Source organism: Enhygromyxa salina, assembly GCF_002994615.1.
GTDB classification, from domain to species: Bacteria; Myxococcota_A; Polyangia; order Nannocystales; family Nannocystaceae; genus Plesiocystis; species Plesiocystis salina_A.
Map to the genome: position 1 here is coordinate 16,254 of NZ_PVNK01000257.1, position 20,325 is coordinate 36,578.

Genomic DNA, 20,325 nt, shown 5'->3' on the forward strand with positions numbered 1-20,325 from the left:
AGAGTCGCTAACGGCTGTGGCGGTCCAGAGAATCGAGCCCCCTTTTAGGGGGCCACGCAACCGGTAGCGAAGCACATGCCAGCCCACCGAGCGACGAGCGCAGCGAGGAGCGACCGGCCGCTTGCGGCCGTGCGTGGCAGAGTCGCTAACGGCCGCGGGGGTCTCTTAAGGCTAATCGGCGCAGCAGCGAAACCCAACCGACACGACCTGCCGCATGCGTGGCCAGCGTAGATCTGCCGCCATCGCGCAGCGCAGCCCCACGTCATTGAACTCGAAGCTCCCACCGCGGATGCGGCAAGGTGAGTCCGGGGTGTCGCCGTCGCAGCCGTTGTCCCATTCTGCAGCGTTACCGCTCAGGTCGTAGACCCCGCTGTACGCGTCGACGGGAGAGTGGCAGCCCGGGAGGGTCCCGACCTCGACGAAGCCCCAGGTGGTGTAGTCCTCGGCGTCGGCGCCCCGGCAGATCTGTGTGTCGAGCGCGTCACCGTAGGTATAGTCGTACTCGCCGCCCGAGGTACAGGCCGCGTGCCACTCGCTGACCGAAGCGTCGTCGTACGAGTCGAAGTCGTAGCCGCCGCCACCGATCTGGCCGCAGAGCCGCTTGCCCGCGGCCTCGCAGTAGGCCCGCGCGTCGCACCAGTCGACACACACCACCGGGTAGCTCGCCTCGTGATCCGGTGGCGGCCACGCGCAGCTCGGCTCGAAGTCCTCGTTTTGTGCGCAGGCGCTGGGCTGACCCTCGGTGCTCGGCGTGGTCTCGAGCCAGGCCCTGTACTGGCCGCGCGTGACCTCTGTGGTGTCGATGCAAAAGCCGTCCGGCAAGCGCACCATCTCGGGGCCCATCCCGGCGCTCGCCTCCCCTGGCGGGCATTCGTCGTCCTCCGCGGCGACCGGGCCGGGGCTGATCTGCGCCCCCTCTGGCGCCCCCTCTGGCGCCCCCGTCGTCGCCCCGAGCGCGAAGACCCCGAGGATCGCCGCGAGACAGCCGGTGACGGCGAGCTTGGTGCTGGTCTTGGTCTTGATGTTGGTCGTGGTCGTGGTCGTGGTCGTCATGGGGATCACCAGAACACCGGCGAAGAGTTGCGGTAGGGCGAGTCGTCGGACATCGGGAAGTGGACCGGGACGTCGCCCGAGGGGGGCGCCCCCTCGTCGCGGTTGATAATGTTGCCCTCGGCCTGCCCGGCGACGTTGCGCAGCTTGAAGCGCTCGCCCGAGACCCGATTGATGCGGTTGTTCTCGAGCCGGGTGCATTCGAGCAAGTACGCGAGCAAGGTGCCCTCGTGGATGGTGTTGTTCGCGATGTGCTGGAGCCGGTTCCACGCGCTGTGGATGCCGCAGCCGTAGAAGGTGTTCCCGGCGATGTAGTTGCCGACGGGGTTGTCTCGCACGGCCTCGGACACGTTCGGGTAATTGATGATCCCCCACAGACCGTTGACGCTTCCCGCGGTCATTCGGATCTCGTTGTTGATCACGATCGTGTCGGTGTTCTGCCACAGCACGATCGGCCCGTCGATCTGGTCGTTCTCGCAGGGCAGCGCGGCGTCGTACTCGCCCTGTTCGTTGACCTGGCACTGCGTCATGGTGTTCTCTTCGAGCCAGACGTTTCGGCCCGTCGAGGTGACGAAGTCGCCGCCCACGTTGTCGTGGAAGTTGTTCTGGAAGATCAGGATGTCCTGGTCGCGGCGGTGGACGCCCTCGATGTCGATTCCGAACTGGGGCGCGGTGCCCTCCATGTGGTGGATGTGGTTGTTGGCGATCACCACGTTGTGCCCGCCGACGATCGAGACGCCGTTGCGCCGGTTGTGGTGGATCTCGTTGTTGCGGATCGTGATGTTGGTGCTCGGGACCTCCGCGTCGGGGTCGTCATCTTTGGGCGCGGAGCCGACGATGAGCACGCCATCGCCGGTCAGCTCGGTCAGCTCGGTGTCCTCGATGAGGATGCGGTCTGCGCTCGTCCACACACACACGCCGTGGCCCTCGTCGTTGGCGCCGCCGCTGTAGTCGTGGTCTGCTCGGTCGCCCCGAATCATCCCGCCGCGGATCGTGATGTTGTCGTTTCCCTCGACGCTGATGACACAATAGTTGTGGCGGTCGTTGGGCGTCATCTCGATGATCGCCCCGTCCGAGAGCTCGAGCGTCATGTCGCCGGGCAGCACGATGCCGGCGGCGTAGATGTCGTTGGTGAGCTCGCCGACGACATAGCGACCGGGCGGGACGATGACCTTGTCAAAGCCGTCTTCAACCGCCCACGCGATCGCTTCGTTCATGCGCTGACGGGTCTCGACGGGGTCGCCACCGTCGTTGTCGATCATCCACTGCGCGAGGTTGATCGTGTACGCGTTGTCGTGGGTCGAAGGGAGCTCCGCGCTCGGTCGCTCGCCCTGCTCCCACCCGCACGGCCCGTCGACCGGGCCCGGTCCGGTGTCCGTGCCTGCGTCGGTCCCGGCGTCGGTCCCTTCATCCGTGCCTGCGTCGGTCGCCCCGCCCGTGCCTGCGTCGGTCCCTCCAATTGTGCCTGCGTCCGCGCCATCATCCCCCTCGCCCTTGCAGCCTGCCCCGCCGAGCAGGACCGCCGCTGCCAGGAGCGCGCGCTCCAGGCCGAGCCGCCAAGACTTCTCGTGTACGACATCGTGCATCGGCGCAGGCTACCGGTGGAGGCCTCGTCGCTCAAGGGGAAGGTCGCAGCGCTCTGGAGCTCCCGCTGGCGAGCGCTGGCGGAGGACATCCAAACAGTGGGCGGTGAAGCCCGCAGAACACTCCCTGGTCGTCTCGAGGTCCAGATGGTCCGCCGAGCTGCCTCGGCGCGTGGTTGGTCAGGTGTCCTTTGTTCACCTTTCGAGCTGTAACCCCTAATGTTGCTGTTGCACGGGATTAAAGTGTCGGCAAGCCCACGGGCAGCTGCATTCTCGTGTAGCTGGTTCGGCCTGGGGTTTGGCCTGCTCGCGGCACCGGCTTGCGGGTCGAGCAAGAACCAGGGGCGCCGGTCCCATCCTGAGCGGCGCCCCCGCTGCGGGGGATTGTTCAAGTGGCCGGTAAATACCGCAGCCACCGCGCGCTCGGACGATGCACGCAGCTCAGCCGCGTGCAGGCGCGCGCCGCAGCAGCGTTGTCATGAAGTACACGAACGCCAGCGCGCCCACGCCAAACAAGGTGTCCCCAATCACCCGCAGCCAGCGCAGCGTCGTCATGGTCGGCGTCTGCATGAACTCGGCGCTGCGCGCATACCAGTACCCGACCTCGACGGAGGCCTGGGTCTGCAGCAGCCCGACCGGCAGCAGGCTGATCACGACCATCGCGAACAGCCCGATATTGAGGAGCCAAAACGAGATCGCCAGCGGTCGCTCGTTCCACTCGCGCTTTGCGTCGGCCGCCCGGGCGCAGAACAAGGTCAGCGCGAGACCCAGCATCCCGTACACGCCAAAGAGCGCGGCGTGGCCATGGACCGGCGTGGTGTTGAGACCCTGCATGAAATACAGGGCAATGGGCGGGTTGATCATGAACCCAAACAGGCCCGCGCCGATCGCGTTCCAGAACGCGACCGCGAGGAAGAAATAGATGGGATAGCGATACTTCTTGACCCAGCTCTGAGCGCGAGACAAGCGCAAGTGATCCCACGCCTCGTGGCCAATGAGGACCAAGGGCACGACCTCGAGCGCGCTGAACACCGAGCCCCAGGCGGCGACCATCGCCGGGGTGCCGCTGTAGTAGAGGTGGTGGAGGGTGCCGATGATGCCGCCGGCCAAGAAGATCGCCGCCGCGGCGACGACCGCCCGCTCGGTCGACTTGGGCTCGAGCAAGCCGAGGCGGGCGAACAAGAACGCGAACACCACAGTAGCGAAGACCTCGAAGAAGCCCTCGACCCACAGGTGCACCACCCACCAACGCCAGTACTCGGCGATCGACAGGTGGGTGTTTTGACCATAACCGAGGGCGGCGCCGTAGAAGCCGGCGATCGCAAGGGCCGAGAGCACGAACAGCACCAGCAGCCCGCGGCTGTCGTCGTCCTTGCGCATCAGCGCTGGCTTGACCGCGCGCGTGACCAGCACGATCCACAAGAACAGGCCAACCAGCAGGCCAATTTGAAACACGCGGGCCAGATCGATGTACTCGTAGCCGCTGTGGCCAAAGTAAAAGCGCATCGTGTCATTGGAGAATTTGTGCATGACCGACAGCCACTGGCCCACCATCGAGCCGACGACCACGAGGACCAGCGCGCCGAGCAACACGATCACGCCCGCGCGTTGGAAGGGAGGGTCGCCGTCGCCGATGCTCGGCGCGATGAACAGGCCCGCGGCCAGCCACGCCGTTGCGATCCAGAAGATGCCCAGCTGGGTGTGCCAGGTCCGCGTGATCACATAGGGCAGCCAGCGCGAGAGCGGCACACCGTAAAAGCCGTCACCCTCGACGCCAAAGTGTGCAGTGATCACGCCCATCGCGATCTGGACCAGGAACAGGGCCGAGACCACGCCGAAGTAGACCAGCGTCACGCGTTGTGAGGGCGTGAGCTTGGTGCCGAGCAGCGGATCGTTGGCCGGAGGCTCGGAGATTGTCGGTCCTGGCGGACCGGAGACCCGCCACCAGACCAGGCCCGTGATGCCAGCGAGCAACACGATGATGCTGACGCCCGTCCACAGCAGCGCGTCACCCGTGACCCGATTCTCGACCAGAGGCTCGTGGGGCCAGTTGTTGGTGTACGAGACCCCCGGCGTCGAGGGCCGATCGGTGCTCGCGGCCCAGGCGGTCCAGAAGAAGAAGCTGGTCAGGGTGTGGAGCTTGTCCGGATCGCTCTGCGCACCGCTGGGGATCGCGTAGTCGGACCGGCCCTTGGTGAACAGCTCGGCGTAGTAGGCCTCGAGCTCGTGAAAGGCCGCGGCGCGTTCGGCCGAGATGATCAGATCTCCGGATCCGGCCTCGACCTGGTTCGAGCGACCGCTCCCTTGCAGCCGCGCGCGCAGGGCCGCCTGGAGCTCGGCTGGAGCCTCGGCGTAGCTGCTCGCGCCTTCGGCCTGCGCGAAGCGGTCGAGGATCATCACCGACTCGCGGTGGAGGTAGTCCGCGGTCCAGTCGGGCGCGACGTAGCTACCGTGCCCCCAGATCGATCCGACCTCCATTCCGCCCATGGCCTGCCACACGCTCTGGCCGGCCATCACCTCACCTTCGTCGATGAGGAGCTCGCCCGTCGAGCTGAGCACGCGAGTCGGGATTGGGGGCGCCTCGACCGAGATCCGGTGCCCGGCATACAGCAACACGCCAAACGAGCACACGAAAACGAGCAAGAGCGCGATCCAGGGGGTCTTCCAGGGCACGCTCGCGTCTTGCTCAGCTTTGTTGTCCTTTGCAAGGTGACCGAACGCGCAGGTTTGGCGCCCAGACGATCCTGAGCTCAGCTCCGGCCACGCGCGGGGTCGGCCGAGACCCCACCGGGGTGGGCCGGCTCACTCGTGGACGTGGACAGGCACGCGCTCGCGTGCACACGCGGGGTCCCGCTCGCCACAGGCCGAGGCGAGGTGAGGCTGGTCATCGGGCTTGCGATGGACAACGTAAGCTTCGAGCGCCGCGTCGGCGCGGAGGTCTTCGAGGGCCTGGAGCGCGAGGGCCTGCGTGCGCAGCAAGGCGGCGTCGCGCGGTCGCAGGGCCAAGGCGGCGGCCGAGACCTCGAGCGCGCGGCGGTGCATGCCCGCGCTGCCGCACGCGGTCGCGAGCTCGGCCGCGAGCTCGGGCGATCCGGGGCTCGCGGACAGGGCCCGCTCGAGGTGGGGCACGGCCTGCTCCCAGCGCCAGACCTTGGCCAGTGCGCGCGCCGACCAGTCCGGCGGCTTGCCCGACTTCATCGTCGAAGAGTTCGAGGGGTACCTACGCTGCGGCATGCTCGAGCACGCCTCTCTCACTTTGCTTGCCGGCAATGTGGCGAGTCGCTGGCCGTGGCGTTCTGTGCTCGATGGCGTGTCGGCGGCCACCGCCTGCGGCCTGCCGCCCGGGCGCCTGGTCGTGGGCAGCGTGGTCGATCTGAGCCACTGCTGGGTCGAGTTCCCCGAGCTCGGCATTGGCACCGACCCCGTCGCCCGGTTACTGTGGCACGACGCCGGGCGCCCGGTCGAGTTGAAGATCGAGCGAGACCACGACAGCGACCCGCGCGAGCTCGTCGAGTTTGCGCGCGCTCACCCGTGCCCGCGGGTCCCGGCGTCGATGGTCCCGCGCTTCATTGGCGAGCTCGCGTCGGGGTCGGCGGGGGTCTTCGATCTGAGCGTCGACGGTGCGCGCGTGGTGCTCGCGGTCGTCGTCGACACCTGTGCCAACGGCGACGACGCGGCCGACTTGGTGTTGGTCGGCCTGCGCGAGGGCTAGCAGCCCGGGGTGCAATGCATCGTGTCGCCTCGCGCCGGAATGTTCGCCGAGGGCGCGAAGCCAAAACGCCGCTGTACCGGGCGTACTGCAAGTTTTGGCGACAAAGCCCTCGGCGAAAAGGCCAAGCGAGGCGGCGCGAGGCATTGCACCCCGGGCTGCTAGCTCGCGGCCCCGGTGCTCGCCCGGCTGCTGTCGGGGGCGCTCGCCCACGTGCGCGCAGGCCCGCGCAGCCACCTCGACTTCGCGCTCGATCCCAGCGTCGTTCCCCACCGGGCGATGCTCGAGCAGCGGGGCTTTCGCTTCGCCTACGCCACCCTCCGCATGGTCTGGACCCGCGCGCGCACGCCCGAGCCGCGCACGCCGCTGGCCAGCGGGGCCCGCTTCGTCGGGATCGACGCCGAGAACGTCGGCGGCTACTACGAGGTCGTGCGCGCTACGTTCGCCGAGATCCCCGGCGCCAGCGTCCCCAGCCGCGAGTCCTTTTGCGTTGGTCTCGGGTCCAACCCGGGCCCCGCCCCTCGCCGACGTCGAGGCCCTGCGTCGGCTGTTGAAGGGCGAGGGCCCCGCGCGCCGTCGGGCCCTGTGCGCGACCGAGGTCGGCGGCGCGCACCCGCGAGCGATCGCGTCGACGCTGACACCGGTCGCTGGCGGAGGCTGGCACCTGCTGCGGCTTGGCCCCGACCTCGACGCGAACATCGTCGGCTTGGGGTACGATACGAGATCATGAGCGACCTGCTGTTGGGAGAGATCAACGCGGCGCTCAACATCGTGCCGGTCTTGGGCGGTGTGTTATCGAGCATCGTCGGTGCCAGCGCCGACGTAATCGAGGCTACGTTGTCGTCTAACTCTGACGGCAGTACAGCGATCAACTCAATCAGCTGTGTCGATTCGATGCAGGACTACTCGAACGAGCTCCGAGAGCTTATCGTTGGGCTCATCAATGATATGGCCAATGGCGCCGAGGACGCTTGGTGCGAGCCGTACACCAACCCGCTCACCGGGACTGAGGTCACTCTTGGTCAGCTGGCCGCGGAGTGGGCGACCCAAGCGGACTTCGACTGGATCGTCTGGAGCGAGCAACTGCGCGACAGCTGGGTCGGCGCCTATCTCCAATACATGGCTGAATCAGGCTATTGCCGGGTGTTTAGGTCGTATGAAGAGAGCGTCGTGGATGAACAAAAGTGGCACGCGACCACGGTCGCGAGCTTCCTCGCCGACAAGGGCGGAGCCGATCAATACATCACGAGCACCGCGGAGAACTACAGCGTGTGGTTCACGAATACTCAGCAGGATGGGAGGAACGTGACCACCGACGAGTGGTGGCTGACCCCGGTCCCTGACAATGCGTTTGACTATGCCAACGCCTACCCAGCGGGGGACGCCATGACGACCTTGTTTTCATCGAGCGGCTATGGCACGACCTGGGCGAGCGAGAACGGGGTCGAGAAGTCGACGGTCTTCCAGAGTTGGTTCATGGTCGACCAGTCCGTCCACGGCGAGGATGTCATTGGACTTTGGAAGTACCCGGCCGCGACCGGCGCCTACCTCGTGTGCTTTTACTTGGTTCAGCAGACTGGCCCGGTAAACGGAAAATACGTGTGGACCGGAGTGTTGCAGGCGTCCACCGACACGACTGGATTCGCCCTGTTCGAGGACGGCGCCACAATCTCGGCCCTCCAGGTGCCTGCTCGTTGGCCTGCGTGAACTGGGACCACGGGGTTCCTGGGGCGCCAACTGTGGGTCTGCCCACGTTTTGGCATGGGGCCCTGTCGGCGACCCCAGCGACGGGCTCGACGGGCTCGACGGGGGTGGCGGGGACGCAGTGCGTGCGGTTTTGAGGCGCCGTCAAGTCGAGCGACGATGAGTCGCTCATTCTATTTGGCCGCCTGAAACTCGGCCAAGCATGCGTCGTAGCGGTCGTTCACCGGCGGGCGGGCGAGGCAGGCCTGCATGGCCAGGCAGTCGGCGGCGTCCTGCTCGGCGTCGCTGCGTGGCAGGGCGAGCACGCGTTGGCGCTCGTCGGCGTCGGGGCAGCGGGGCATCGACAACCAAAAGCGACGCTGTAGCGCGTCAGGATCGATCAGGTACAGTCGCGCTTGATTACCGAAGCTCGTGAGCACGTGAGTGCCGGCAGGATCGAACGCGGCCGCGCGCACGGCCCGAGGGTGCTCGAGCGTTGCCAGCAGCAGGCCATCTTTCCGCCACAGCCGCACGCGGCCATCCAACGAGGCGGTCAGCAGGCGCGTGCCGTCGCTGCTCCAGGCGACGGACGTGATCTCGTTGGCGTGGCCGGTGAGCGTAGCGATCGCGTCACCTTCGGCGGTCCAGACTCGGGCCCTGCGATCGCTGCCGGTCGTGACCAGGCGCGCGCCGTCGGGGCTCCATACTACGGCCTCTGTCAAGCTGCGCTCGTCGAGGCGCCGCAGCAAGGTCCCGTCGTCGCGCCAGATCCTGACGCTGCGATCCATGGACGTCGTTGCGATGCGGGTCGCGTCGGGGCTCCATGCCGCTGCCTGGACGGCCTGTTCGTGGCCTTCGAGCGTGGTCAGCAGCGTGCCGTCGGCTCGCCACACGCGGGCGGTGCCATCCCACGAGGCCGTCACAAGTCGATCGTCGCTCGACCACATCGTCGCGGACACGGCGTCAGTGTGGCCATCGAGCGTGGCGAGCAGCCGGCCGTCGGCTTGCCACAGCCGGACGCTTCCGTCGGCGTGGGAGGTCGTGATGCTCGGGCCCCAACTGGCCGCGAGTAGCTCGGCGTCACCAGGCTGCCCGAGGATGGAAATCAGCGTGCCGTCGCTGGCCCACACCCTCGCGGTCTGATCATCGGACACGGTCAACAATCGCTCACCCATCCACGCAACCGAGCGCACTGTCGCGTCGTGCACGAGACTCGCGCGTTCGATCCCGCCGCGATCCCACACCCGGACCGTGCGATCCTCGGACGCCGAGGCCACGCGCTCACCCGTGGGGCTAAACGCGAGGTCGCGGATCTCTGCATCGTGACCGACGAACGCGATCGGCAGAGCGTGCTCGGCCACCCAAGTGCGCGCTGGCTCACCGTAGGCGGTGGTCAGCAGCACCTCGTCGAACAGATTCGCGCTCGCAGGTTCGGCCCGCGGCCGCCAGGCGACCGTCGTGACCGGACTGCGATGGCCGGCGAGCGTGGCCACGTGCGCGCCATCCGATCGCCACACTCGCGCGCTGCGATCATCGGAGGCCGTGGCCAGCCACTGCGCGTCCGGACTCCACTCGATGTCCACGATCGGTCCCTCGTGACCGTCGAGCGTGGCCACGTGTATACCGTCGAGCTGCCAGATCGAAGCCGTCCGATCGCGCGAAGCCAGCGCGAGCCGGCCGTCGGCGCTCCAGGCCGCGTCCATGATCGGCCCTTGGTGGTCGCCGACGATCCGCACCAGCGTGCCGTCGACTCGCCATACACGAGCGTGGCCCTCGTCCGAGGCCGTCACGATCAGCTTGCCGTCGGGACCCCCAAACGACGCTGCCTGAATGCCGCCGCCGTGACTCGCGAGCGTAGCCACCAGCGTGCCATCGGCCTCCCACACGCGCGCCGTCGGATCCCAGCGCGAGGCCGTGAGCAAGTGTGCGCCGTCGAGACTCCACGCGACCGTCGACACGCTGGCGGTGTGGCCGGCCAGTGTGCTCACCAGCTCGCCCTCGGCCGTCCACACATAGGCACGCTTGTCGTCGCCGGCCGTCGCTAGTCGCGTGCCGTCGCCGCTCCACGCGACGAGGCTTGTGGGGCTGATCATCGAGACACCCACGAGCGTCGCCAGCCGCGTGCCGTCGAGCGCCCAGATGGTCGCGGCACCGGATGCGAGCGTGACCAGCCGCGCGCCCTCGGGCGAGAACGCGAGAGCGCCGGCTCGTTCCTGCTGGGCTCCTAACGTGTGCAGCAGCGTGCCATCGGCGGCCCACAGCAGCGCCACCGCGTCGCTGCCGGACGTCGCCAAGTGCCGGCCGTCGGCGCTCCAGGCCGCCGCGACCGCCGATTCGCTGCCAAGCAGCTGCGACGTGCTGACGAAGGACGGCGTCGAGAAGTGCGGGACCGCGGCAAACCACCCAAACGACTCGCTCGGCCGCGACTCGAGCTCGCGCAGCAGCGAGATCGCCAGCGTCGGATCACCGGCCGAGGCCGCGTTCACATGCATGGCATCCCGCACCCGACGCGCGTGGGCCCGCGCGACCTCGGCTTGCTCGCGCGCGACCTCGGCCTGCGCGTCGGCCTGCTCGCGCGCTCGCTCGGCGATCGCAGACTGTTGATCGGCGCGTCGCGCCTGCGCGAGGGAGACCACCACCGCGCCGACCAAGCTGCCGAGCACCAACAACCCTGCGCCGACCAGCGCGGCGTTGCGGCGCAGGTACTTGCCGAGGCGGTAGCCGAGCGTCGCGTCGCGGGCCTTGACCGGCAGCCCGATGAGGTGCCGCTCGATGTCGTCGATCAGCTGCTCGACCGAGGCGTAGCGCTGCTGCGGCCGCGCGTGCAGGGCCTTGAGGATGATGTTGTCGAGGTCGCCCCGCAGCGCGCGTCGCCGCGCCACAGGGGCGACCGTGCTTGGCCGCCGCGGCTCACCGTCGAGCATCGCCCGAAGCAGCCGCCCGTGATCGGCATCCTCGCCGGTGGCCAGCGGTCGCGCCTTGGCATCGGTGCACAGCTCGTAGAGCACGGCGCCGAGCGAGTAGATGTCGGTTGCGGTCGTGATCGGCTCCCCGCGCAGCTGCTCTGGGCTCGCGTACTCGGGCGTGAGTGGCTGCGCTCCGGTGCGCGTGTGGGCCGCGCGTCGCTCGTCGTCGCCGAGCAGCTTGGCGATGCCAAAGTCGAACAGCTTGGGCGTGCCGTCGGCGGTCACCAGGATGTTCGAGGGCTTGAGATCGCGATGCACGATCAGCCGCTGATGAGCAAACGCTACCGCAGCCGCCACCCGCAGGAACAGCTCGAGGCGCGCCGCCAACGACAAGCTGTGCTCGACCACGTGGAGCGTGATCGGGAGACCGTCGACATGCTCCATGACCAGGTAGGGCTGGCCGGCCACCGTCGAGCCACCGTCGAGCAAGCGCACGATGCCGGGGTGCTCGAGCGTGGCCAGGATCTGCCGCTCGTCGCGAAAGCGAGCCTGCACCTCGGGGCTCAGACCGACGCGCAGCAACTTGATCGCAACCTGCGTTCGGTACTCGCCGTCGTCGCGCTCAGCGCGATAGACCACCCCCATGCCACCCTCGCCGAGTTCGGCGAGCAACCGATAGGAGCCCAGCCGCGCCCCGAGCTCGGCCGGGCGCCTGAGCGCCTGGGCCTGCGCGGCGATCAACGCCTCGATGTGACGCGGCGCACCGTCGACGGCGACCAGCAGCGACTCGACCTCCGCACGCAGCTCGGCATCGTCGGCGCAGGCCTGCGCGAGTCGAGCCTCGCGCTCAGCCGCCGGCAGCTCGACGACGGCGTCGAACAGCGCCTCGACGTCGCGGAAGCGCTCGGGGGTCAATCGGCCTCCAGCAGCTGGCGATGGATCCACGCTTCGGCGAGGCGGAGGTCGCGGGCCACGGTGTTGACGTGCACGCCGACCGCCTGGGCAATCTCCTGCTGAGTCATGCCCGCAAAGTAGCGCAACTCGACGACCTCGGCCTTGCGCGCGTCGACGTCAGCGAGGGCTGCGAGAGCGTCATCGAGCGCGACGAGCTGCTCGGGCCGACCGCCGCCGATCAGCTGCTCGTCGAGGGTCACGGCCCGCACCCGCCCGCCGCGTTTCTGGGCCGCGCTCGCCCGTGCATGATCGACGAGGATCCGTCGCATGATCCGCGCAGCAACGGCGAAGAAGTGCGCGCGATCCTGAAAATCCGTGCGCGCGCCGGACAGGCGCAGGAACGCCTCGGACAGCAGCTCGGTCGGACTCCACGTGTGCCCGCTCCGCTCGCCGTGCATACGCGCCATGGCAAGGCGATAGAGCTCGGCGTAGACGACCGGCATCAGCCGATCGAGCGCCGAGGCCTCACCGGCCTGCCAGGCACGCAGCAGCACGGTCACGGGTGCGTCGGTCACGGGTTGCAGTGTCTCGCAGCAGCGCGCAAGGTGTCGAGAGTGGGTCCGACCCTCACCCCGGCTCCATCACGACCGGGTAGCTCACTTCGGTCGAGCTCAAGGTGCTGGGAAACTGCCAGGTTTCGACCGCCGCAGCCACGCAGGCGTCGAAGCGAGCGGGCATCGTCGACTCGGCGATCGTCACGTCGTGGACGCTGCCGGCGGCGACAATCGTAAAGTCGATGACGATGCCGCCGACGACTGTGTCATCCTCGATCAATTCGGCGATGTAGCACTCGCGGACGTCGTCGATGCGTGCGGCCACGATCTCCCGCACGGTCGCCTTGTCGAGCCCGCCGTCAACCTGCGCCTGCTGACCCATCCGCTGCGGCTCGGCGGCGGAGGGATGTGCGGCCGCGTCGGTCGTCGCGGTGGCCAGGCTCAGGCCGATCAGGCCGGCCAGCGCGAAAAAGTGGGTCTGGGTGTGCTCGAGGATTCGGCTCTTGGTGGTCATATCCACTCAGGCGCAATCGAGCGACGGGAACCACAACGGCCGCGAGAATTTTTGGCCCATGGCGAGGCGCAAGCAGCGTGGGATCCGAGAGCGCTTTGGGTCCGGTCTGGCCGTCGATCTGGTACTCGGGGCGGCGGAGGGTCTGGTACGAGACGATGAAGCGACGCCCAGACTCCCGTGAACAGCGCCTTGTCGAGCAGGGTCTGGGGAAACACGCGGACGCTCCACTGGTCGCCGTCGGGCGTGGAGCGGCGCCGCTGCGTTTGGAGGCTAGTATGTACGAACTGTCGTCGATAGAACGATGGCGACGGGCGGCGTGTGTGCGCTGCCGAGCCGTTGCCGAGCCCGACCCTCACTCATCTGACTTAGGCGCCCCTCGTGGCCGGGTCATCGCGCAGCGATGACTTTGAGGCTGGGCGGCCAAACTGCCCAGGGGGGTCAATAAACGTAGACGGCGCCCACGTCTCGCCGACACCAACGAGCCCGATGCGTAGGCCAGGCCACGTCCTCATCCAGCTGCCCGTCGGCCTTCGTGCTAGACCAGTGCGATGTTCAACGCAGCGTTCCTCTCGAAGACCCGTTCGAGCACCTGCCTTTTGCTCGTCTGGCTATCTTGTTGTGGGCAGGAGCGAGCGGAGACCATCAAATCCGAGTTGGCGGTTCCGGGCGAGGTCGAAGCCAAGCCCGGGCCAGAAACCTCGGGAACGCCCAAGCCCACACCGGAGCTAGAGCCACTCCCGACCGAACCTGGAAACCAGCCGACTGCCGTCGCAAGTGGGGCCAACACCAAGATCGAGGGCGATCTCGCCCTTGGTGTCTTTCTCTCTCAGGATGCCAGGTTCGGTATGAGCCTCGTGTGCGACTCGAATGCTCACTGGATCGACGAGGATCCAAACGCCATGCCCTGTACGGCGCCGGGGCAGCAGTTGAAACTGCTCGGGCGGGACGGGCTGACAACGGCGACGACGCAGTCGCCAGGGAAGGGATGGATGACGACGGCCCTGGTCCGCGAGGGGAGCCCGCTGCCGGCCGACTCCCAGCTGTGGCTCATCAGCCAGGACCTTCAGTTCGATCCCGCCGCTCGCCTCGAGCCTCGGCCGATGCGCCGTCCAACAAAACGAGACGAGAGAACCAGGGCGGCGGTTCGAGCCGACTTCGAGGCTCGCCAGGGGGAGGCCTCCCCTGGGCTGAGCTTAGAGCTCGTGGCCGAGCTCCCGGGCCAGTTTGGCGCTGCGAGCACCATCGGAGTCTTCCAGTTTGGTTTTGACGACGAAGGAGATGGCGGATGGCAGGTCCTCGCGGCGCTCGACGAACGAGGACGGCTGATCGAGGTTCTCGAGACACCGACTCCATGGGCGGCCAGCTACGAGCCCGAGGCTGTGGTCGATATCGACGGTGACGGCATCGAGGAGGTGCTGTGGTGGAGCAGTGCCACTGGGGTCGGTGTAATTTTTGCCATCAGCCACGTCGAGGCCGGCCGCCTCAAGTTGAGCACGATCATGTCCTGCATGTGTGGCCTGGGCTATGCTGACTTCATCGGTGACCTGTCCCGTCCCTTGTAAGCCATAACCCAGATGTTGCATGGGGAGTGGCCCAGTGGATGTCGGCGACTGCTGGAGTTCGTCGGTGACGTCGAGCAGCGCGGCGGCCGGGAAGGGTCCCTCCCGTGCTCAAACAGGCCACTCACCCATCGGATCTGCCCTCGCCGTCGCGCGAGTAGGCCGATAGATCAGCTTCACTTCGACGGAATCGCCAAGCCGTGGGACTCCGCGCGCGAGGGACCCTTCCCGTCCTCTTGCCGTGCAGAGTATTGCCATCGACATCTCCGCCGCAGACACGCGGACATTCACGCGTAGAGCGAGTGTTGTGATGCGGTGATGGTTCAGGCTGCGAGGGCATCGAGGATGCTCTCGAATTCCTCGCGGGCGATACCGCTGGCCGCGGTCGACAAGTGCAGCCGCCGCTGCGGTCGCGTGAGCCGCCCGGCCCGGCGAAGGACGAGGTGGCGGAGCGTAGCGAGGGTCTTGAGCTCGTGGTGCGGCGCCCGGGTCGTCGACGTGCGACGCGTGGGCTCGACGACCTGCATCTGCAGCTCGCGGCTGAGGTTGTGGGCGAGCATGGTCGAGAGCGTGAATACCTCGTTGGCGGCGCGGCGACGGCAAGGGATGTAGTCGAGGCCAGCGAAGGACTTGGCCTCGCCGTAGACCGCTTCGTTGAGGCCGCGGCCGTTGAAGAAGTGCAGCACGTTGCCGGCCGTGGTCGTCTTGTTGGTGACGATGACCTTGAACTCGAGCTCGGGGTCGACGATCTCGAACAGGTCGAGCTGCAGCGGCCCCTTGGGGCGGCCAGCCCGGCGCTGACAGATGCAGACCAGGCGGCGCTTGTCCGACCAGCTCTTCGGTCGCCAGCCGAGCTCGAAGTAGGACCACCGGTCGTCGATGCGATGCCATCGCTCGCGCGAGTGCACGCGATGCTTCAGGCCCGGGTAGGTCGCGAAGGGCACCGCCACGGCCTACTCGACACCGAGCTCCTCGAGCCCGAGGAGGACCCGCTCGTTGAAGAACGCGCTGTCGAGGCGCGACTCGAGCACGGCGCGTGGCAACCGAGCACGGACCGCGGCGACACACTCACCGATGAAGTCGACCGAGCCGTTCGAGTCGTGGACATTGCCAGGCCGATGCAAGCGGTCGAGAAACATACCCAGCTGGGAGATCACGCAAAACAATGGGTAGTAGCTGCGCGCACCCTTGCGCTTGGGGTTGAAGCCGATCGCCGTGCCCTCACGGCTGAGCAGTCGTTGTCGTGGCTCGCGCGTCCGCAGCGTGCTCGGCGGCCTCGCGTCCGGATGGCTACGAGCGTCGTCGGCCCGAGGAGACCCTGCTCCACCAGGTGGTCGAGCAGCACTGGCCGACCTTCCGCGAGCGCGCCGAGCAAGCCGGCGGTCTCGCCCACTTCGCCTGTCGCCGCTGTGGCCAGTCGCAGGTCGTGGCCTGGTCCTGCAAGCGCCGGGGATTCTGCCCGTCGTCCTCGACGGCGTCTACATTAGCGAGGCTGACGGTCAGCTCCGCTTCCACGCGCTGCCCAAGCCGACGCCCGAGCAAGTCTCCGAGGTCGCGCGCTGGACCTACGAGGCCATCGCTCGCGTGCTCGCCCGACATGGCCGCACGCTCGACGGCTTCGCCGACGAGCAGCCAGCGCTGGCGTCTTGTTACGGGGCCTCGGTCAGCGACCGCCAGCTACAGGGGGCCTCGCCTGGTGAGCAGACCCGCAAGCTCGTTCATCCGGTCCGAGAGCTCTTCTCACCCGACGAGGCGCTCGCCGAAGTCTGGCCACGCAGCTGCGGGGGCGCTGGCCCGAGCTCGAGGCCCGCCTGGATGCGGCGAGGGATCGCAGCCCGCTGCCTGAGACGGCGCCCAACGTCGATGAGCTCGAGGCCTGGCTGGTGGCTCGGCGTCGGGAGGGCTTCGTGAGCGAGGAGCCCGTGGTGCAATGCCTCGCGCCGGAATTTTCGCCGAGGGCAGTGTTAGCGAAACTTGCAGTACGCCCGGTACAGCGGCGTTTCGGTGCCTCGCCCTCGGCGAAAAATCCGGCGTGAGGCGACGCGATGCATTGCACCACGGGCTCCTAGAACGTTCGCAGGTCGTGGACCACGGCCTGCAAGCAGGGGTGCGGCGTCCCGTGTCGATCGGCTACCCTGTGTGGCGTGGAAGACCGCATCGTCGCTCGCCAGATCACCCCGACCGTGATCACCGTACAACTCGGCGGGCTGGTCACCGCGCTGCTGTGGATCTTCTACGGCTACGTGGCCGGAGTCCCCGCGCTCGCGCTGTCGCTGTTCCTGACCTGGCGCGCGCTCCAGACCGGCTTGGTGCTCGATCGAGAGGGCCTGCTGATGCGGCCCTTCTTGCCCTTTGTTGACCGCGCCGTGATCCCCTGGGCCTCGCTCGCGTCCGTCGACGTCGACGAGGTCATGGTCGGCACCGAGAGCCGGACCAAGAAGCTGCGCTTGCGCGTCATGATCCACGGCCAGGGCCAGCCGCTACAGGTGATCGGCTTCCGTGCGCCGACGATCAACAAGGTGCTCGCGGCCATGCAGGCGAAGGGAGTCGCGGTGACTGACGCCCGAGCGCTGGGAGCTAAAAAATAGCCTGGCGCTGGCGATCAGTCAGGGCGATCAGCCAGGGCGATCAGGAAGTCGCGTTGGCTCGGGCTTCGGCGATGCGATCTCGTATGGTCGTTGGCGCGTCATAGGCGATCGGGGCGTCGCCACCGATCGACGCGGCGATCGGGATGGTTTTGTGTAAGCCCGGGAGGAAGGTGCGGTGCAGGGGGGCCCAGGCGCCGACGGTCATGGTCAGCTCGAGCTCCTCGGGACGCACGACGATCGAGTGCACGCGGGTCCGAGGGGTGCTGCTGGTGTTCTCGATGAACAGCTCGATCTCCGGCGGGACCGGCAGCGGGAAGTTGAGCGGCCGACCGCTCGGGTGCATGCCCTCGATCCGCACCGGCTCACCGCCGCGCACATCCGGGAGCACGAAGCCATGGGAGGCGCCCTGGCGATAGCGGGGATCCGGGCCCTGCTCCATCGTGCGATGCGACATCAGCTCGCGGTAGTTGGGCGGGACGAACCCGCGCCGGACCTCGGGCATGTGCGCGTCTTCGGGGCCGGGGAACCACGCGTCGACGTCGTAGGCCAGGTAGACGTAGCGCGGAAAGGTCGAGGGGTGGACCCAGTCAAAGCACCAGGGCAGGGGCTGCGCGTACCAGCCCTCGGGGCCCCTGGCGATCAGGCGCTCGTCGGTCAAGGTGTCCGAGGGGTCCTCGAGGTTGGGCAGCTCCATCTCGGGGACCTCGCCTTGGACCGCCATATAACCCTTGCCGAAGGGGTTGCGCGGGTACATGCCGGGGTGATCGCTCTGCAAGATGAACTGCATCTCGGGCGCCTCGGCGTTGTCGACGGGCACGCGCCAATCGAGGCCGCCATAGGCGTTTTCATAGGTCAGCGGCATGACCTCGAAGGGCTCGGGCGAGGGCACGCGCGGGATGCCGTGATGCCACTCGATCACGCGGCGACCGACCACGTTGATCTTCTTGACGACCTCACCGATCGCGGCCGTGACCGACAAGTAGGGGGTGGGCCGTGACGCAAACGCGCTGCCCTGAACCACGAAATCGGTGGCGAGCTTGCGCGACCAAAAGTCGGTCCCGGCGACGATGAGCGGATCCCTGTCGGGCTCGCGAAAGTCGTGCAACAGCGGCTTGGGCTCGCTCAGGCGCGGGGTCCCGTCCTCGAGCGAGTAGGTCAGCTTGGCGAGCACGTAGGCGAAGGGGCCCTCGTCGGTGGTGCCGCCCAGGCCGAGCTCGGCGTCGTAGTTTGGCCGCGCGGGCTGGCGCTCGCTCACAGGGGCTGCCCCCAGCTCGAGCCGCCGCCGCGGGTGTCACGGATCTCTCCGCCCAGCTGGCCCTCGGCCGAGAAGTGCGAGGGGTTGGGGTCGGCCGCGGTCGGATCTGGAGCCGCGCCGACGCTGACCTTGCCGCCCAAGCCGGGCCCGCCGACGCCGAGTGAGAAGGTTGGGTTGCCCTGCAGCCCGCTCGTCAACAGCCCGCCGAGGCCGCCGGCGAGGCGCTTGAGGACGGCCTTGCCATCGGTCGGGATCAGCTTCTTGACGAACTCGGTGGCGAGGATTCGCGTGACCGAGTGCATCGCTGTCGCAGCGAACTCCCCGATGAGCTCGCGGCTGAGTACCTGGCGCCCGAAGATCGAAGTCGCGACGTCCTTCGCGCCGGCCCTGCTGAAGGAGGCCATCTCGAACACGAAGTCGATCGCCATGGAGATCAGGATGCCGAGGATCCCCATGAACAGATCGAAGAGGCTGATGCCGACGGTCACCATATTGAACTGATTGCTGAGCACCAGCGAGGTCGGAGCCGAGACTGGATCGCCGCAGGTCATCATCGGCAGCGGCGGCAGGCCGATCTGCGCGCAGCCGGTCGGGGTCCCGTCCATCTTGACCGTACTCGACGCGAACGCGATCTTGCGGCTCGAGAAGGGCCACGCGATCAGGTAGTAGAGGTTGGCCATGATCGGCGGCGTGATGTCGGGGATCATGGTCCCGCAGTCGTGGCCGTCGAGCACGATCGGCACCGACCTGTGCATGACCTTGGTCGTGAGCTTGTTTTGACCAAGCAAGAAGCCAAGCGTCCACATCTGTGTGCAGATCATCTCGACGGAGATCATGGGCGTCGGCATGGGGACGGCCGGTGGCGCGAGCACGTTGTGGGTCAACACGCCAGCAGACACGTCCCAGACCACATTGATCGTGCACCTCATCGCTTTGACTCCTGTCCTTGGTCGTTCGCGCTAAACCAGCCGTCGGCTTTGCGCAGTCGCATCGAGCGCTCGATGTCATCGGCGTCCGAGAAGTTGAAGATCTTGCGGTAGACCAAGCAAAACCGTGACTGCTCGGGCATCAGCACCAACATTTGCGGCTCGAGCTCGAGCTCGCCGGCGCGCTCACCAACCTGGTAGTCGGCGAAGACACGCAGCTGCGGCAGCGGGACCCGGACCTGCGCGCCCCAGCGGTACAGGTTTTCCATGTAGATCATCGCCCCGGCTGGCGGGATTGGAAGGATCCACTCTGGCACCGCCCGGAACCAGCGCGAGGGGCTCAAGGCCGCCTGGATGTCCTCGGGCATGGTGTGATCGGCGGGCAGATCAAAGGTGCGCAGGGCCTGCAAGGCGGAGTCGAGCGGGACCGTGGCCCACGAGGCTGGCGGTGGCGCGTCGCTCCAGCGCGAGATCTGTAGATTGGGCCGCTCGATGTTGGGCAGGGCGCGCTCGGGGGAGAACAGCGGGAAGGGGGCGGGGGCCCGGAGCTCGGCGGCCGCGGCTCGGGCCGATGGTTCGGGATCGAAGCCCTTGCCGATGCGGTTGTGCGGGTCTCCAACCTCGAGCACCGCGCCCTCGTCGATGAGGATCTCGGCGCTGCCCCCAAACGCGTGATCCCAGCCCATGGGCATGCGCACAAACGGCTGTGCGGGGCTGATGCTGGTGGCTGGGCCGCGCCGAAGCCAGCTTCGGTCACCGTGGACGAGCAGCTCGCTCCACGCGTCGCCGAGCCCAAGCACCACGCGCAGACTCTGCACGGGGATCTGGTTTGGGGCGTGGGCGCAGCCGAGGAAGATCACCTCGAAGGCACGCTCCTGGCGAGGGAAGTCGTCGCGAGGCAGCAGCCCGACCTCGGTGGGCTCGTCGTTGTGCAGCAGCGGAATTGGATCCTGATCGTCGAGCTTCGTCCGGCCCTGCGGATCAAACAAATACGTCGCTTTGGCCACGACCATCCCGGCTCGAAAGCCCGGCTGCTCGGGTTCCCCGATGACGACCTCTGCGGCCAAGGGTGTGCTGTTGGTCAACTTCAAGGGGCCGCGACGA

Annotated in this window: 17 protein-coding genes; 5 read left to right on the forward strand and 12 right to left on the reverse strand. The window is 67.6% G+C overall.

The genetic code is table 11. The features are described 5' to 3' along the window. Positions 1 to 171: 171 nt before the first annotated feature. The 4 genes from ENSA5_RS29415 to ENSA5_RS29430 form a co-directional block, all read right to left on the reverse strand. Positions 172 to 1,053: a formylglycine-generating enzyme family protein gene (locus ENSA5_RS29415; protein WP_181198277.1), complete on the reverse strand. Its 882-nt coding sequence runs from the start codon at positions 1,051 to 1,053 to the stop codon at positions 172 to 174. A 5-nt stretch (positions 1,054 to 1,058) separates the two neighbouring features. Next, on the reverse strand, positions 1,059 to 2,636 hold the full coding sequence (locus tag ENSA5_RS29420) for a right-handed parallel beta-helix repeat-containing protein (RefSeq protein WP_106395035.1): 1,578 nt from the start codon (positions 2,634 to 2,636) through the stop codon (positions 1,059 to 1,061). Positions 2,637 to 3,074: 438 nt separating this feature from the next. Beyond that, positions 3,075 to 5,306: a nitric-oxide reductase large subunit gene (locus ENSA5_RS29425; protein ID WP_106395036.1), complete on the reverse strand. Its 2,232-nt coding sequence runs from the start codon at positions 5,304 to 5,306 to the stop codon at positions 3,075 to 3,077. Positions 5,307 to 5,435: 129 nt separating this feature from the next. Next, positions 5,436 to 5,867 (reverse strand): hypothetical protein, encoded by a 432-nt coding sequence (locus ENSA5_RS29430; RefSeq protein ID WP_146156233.1) that lies wholly within the window; start codon positions 5,865 to 5,867, stop codon positions 5,436 to 5,438. 76 nt (positions 5,868 to 5,943) lie between these two features. On the opposite strand from ENSA5_RS29430, the gene ENSA5_RS29435 reads away from it, so the two are divergent. From ENSA5_RS29435 to ENSA5_RS29445, 3 genes are all read left to right on the forward strand, one after another. Beyond that, complete coding sequence (locus ENSA5_RS29435) at positions 5,944 to 6,345, forward strand: hypothetical protein (RefSeq protein WP_146156234.1); 402 nt, start codon at positions 5,944 to 5,946, stop codon at positions 6,343 to 6,345. Positions 6,346 to 6,832: 487 nt separating this feature from the next. Continuing rightward, on the forward strand, positions 6,833 to 7,072 hold the full coding sequence (locus ENSA5_RS29440; protein ID WP_106395039.1) for a hypothetical protein: 240 nt from the start codon (positions 6,833 to 6,835) through the stop codon (positions 7,070 to 7,072). Next, complete coding sequence (locus tag ENSA5_RS29445) at positions 7,069 to 8,049, forward strand: hypothetical protein (RefSeq protein ID WP_106395040.1); 981 nt, start codon at positions 7,069 to 7,071, stop codon at positions 8,047 to 8,049. Before ENSA5_RS29440 ends, ENSA5_RS29445 begins: the two co-directional genes overlap by 4 nt. Before the next feature lie 170 nt (positions 8,050 to 8,219). Here ENSA5_RS29445 and ENSA5_RS29450 read toward each other — a convergent pair whose 3' ends face one another. Genes ENSA5_RS29450 through ENSA5_RS29460 form a run of 3 tightly spaced genes read right to left on the reverse strand, consistent with a single transcriptional unit; the run spans position 8,220 to position 12,893 of the window. Further along, positions 8,220 to 11,846 carry a WD40 repeat domain-containing serine/threonine protein kinase gene (locus tag ENSA5_RS29450; protein ID WP_106395041.1) on the reverse strand — a complete coding sequence of 1,209 codons (3,627 nt, stop codon included), beginning with the start codon at positions 11,844 to 11,846 and terminating at the stop codon, positions 8,220 to 8,222. Then, the gene (locus ENSA5_RS29455) at positions 11,843 to 12,400 is read right to left on the reverse strand and encodes an ECF-type sigma factor (RefSeq protein ID WP_219906887.1); all 558 of its coding nucleotides are present in this window, start codon (positions 12,398 to 12,400) and stop codon (positions 11,843 to 11,845) included. Before ENSA5_RS29455 ends, ENSA5_RS29450 begins: the two co-directional genes overlap by 4 nt. 52 nt (positions 12,401 to 12,452) lie before the next feature. Beyond that, positions 12,453 to 12,893, reverse strand: coding sequence for an AgmX/PglI C-terminal domain-containing protein (locus tag ENSA5_RS29460; protein WP_106395043.1), 441 nt, complete (start codon positions 12,891 to 12,893; stop codon positions 12,453 to 12,455). A 548-nt stretch (positions 12,894 to 13,441) separates the two neighbouring features. On the opposite strand from ENSA5_RS29460, the gene ENSA5_RS29465 reads away from it, so the two are divergent. Next, the gene (locus ENSA5_RS29465) at positions 13,442 to 14,455 is read left to right on the forward strand and encodes a hypothetical protein (RefSeq protein WP_146156235.1); all 1,014 of its coding nucleotides are present in this window, start codon (positions 13,442 to 13,444) and stop codon (positions 14,453 to 14,455) included. Positions 14,456 to 14,775: 320 nt separating this feature from the next. Here ENSA5_RS29465 and ENSA5_RS29470 read toward each other — a convergent pair whose 3' ends face one another. Continuing rightward, a complete protein-coding gene (locus ENSA5_RS29470) occupies positions 14,776 to 15,396 on the reverse strand; it encodes a transposase (protein ID WP_181198278.1) in 621 nt (206 codons plus the stop codon). A gap of 9 nt (positions 15,397 to 15,405) precedes the next feature. Beyond that, entirely contained in the window at positions 15,406 to 15,576 is a 171-nt protein-coding gene (locus ENSA5_RS38480) for a hypothetical protein (protein ID WP_181198279.1), read from the reverse strand. A gap of 1,020 nt (positions 15,577 to 16,596) precedes the next feature. On the opposite strand from ENSA5_RS38480, the gene ENSA5_RS29480 reads away from it, so the two are divergent. Beyond that, a complete protein-coding gene (locus ENSA5_RS29480) occupies positions 16,597 to 17,040 on the forward strand; it encodes a hypothetical protein (RefSeq protein WP_106395047.1) in 444 nt (147 codons plus the stop codon). A 40-nt stretch (positions 17,041 to 17,080) separates the two neighbouring features. Here the strand turns inward: ENSA5_RS29480 and ENSA5_RS29485 are convergent, their stop codons facing one another. From ENSA5_RS29485 to ENSA5_RS29495, 3 genes are read right to left on the reverse strand one after another with little or no spacing between them, the layout of a single operon-like run. Continuing rightward, entirely contained in the window at positions 17,081 to 18,295 is a 1,215-nt protein-coding gene (locus ENSA5_RS29485) for a DUF2169 domain-containing protein (protein ID WP_181198280.1), read from the reverse strand. After that, positions 18,292 to 19,224, reverse strand: coding sequence for a hypothetical protein (locus tag ENSA5_RS29490; RefSeq protein ID WP_146156237.1), 933 nt, complete (start codon positions 19,222 to 19,224; stop codon positions 18,292 to 18,294). Before ENSA5_RS29490 ends, ENSA5_RS29485 begins: the two co-directional genes overlap by 4 nt. Continuing rightward, positions 19,221 to 20,312: a DUF2169 domain-containing protein gene (locus tag ENSA5_RS29495; RefSeq protein WP_146156238.1), complete on the reverse strand. Its 1,092-nt coding sequence runs from the start codon at positions 20,310 to 20,312 to the stop codon at positions 19,221 to 19,223. The genes ENSA5_RS29490 and ENSA5_RS29495 overlap by 4 nt, the downstream gene beginning before the upstream one ends. Between the last annotated feature and the right edge of the window lie 13 nt (positions 20,313 to 20,325).

Bases quoted from the DNA above. Each gene is read 5' to 3' on its own strand.
- ENSA5_RS29465 (WP_146156235.1), top strand. From the start codon at position 13,442: ATGTTCAACGCAGCGTTCCTCTCGAAGACCCGTTCGAGCACCTGCCTT.
- ENSA5_RS29420 (WP_106395035.1), bottom strand. From the start codon at position 2,636: ATGCACGATGTCGTACACGAGAAGTCTTGGCGGCTCGGCCTGGAGCGC.
- ENSA5_RS29445 (WP_106395040.1), top strand. From the start codon at position 7,069: ATGAGCGACCTGCTGTTGGGAGAGATCAACGCGGCGCTCAACATCGTG.
- ENSA5_RS29430 (WP_146156233.1), bottom strand. From the start codon at position 5,867: ATGCCGCAGCGTAGGTACCCCTCGAACTCTTCGACGATGAAGTCGGGC.
- ENSA5_RS29460 (WP_106395043.1), bottom strand. From the start codon at position 12,893: ATGACCACCAAGAGCCGAATCCTCGAGCACACCCAGACCCACTTTTTC.
- ENSA5_RS29415 (WP_181198277.1), bottom strand. From the start codon at position 1,053: ATGACGACCACGACCACGACCACGACCAACATCAAGACCAAGACCAGC.
- ENSA5_RS29490 (WP_146156237.1), bottom strand. From the start codon at position 19,224: ATGAGGTGCACGATCAATGTGGTCTGGGACGTGTCTGCTGGCGTGTTG.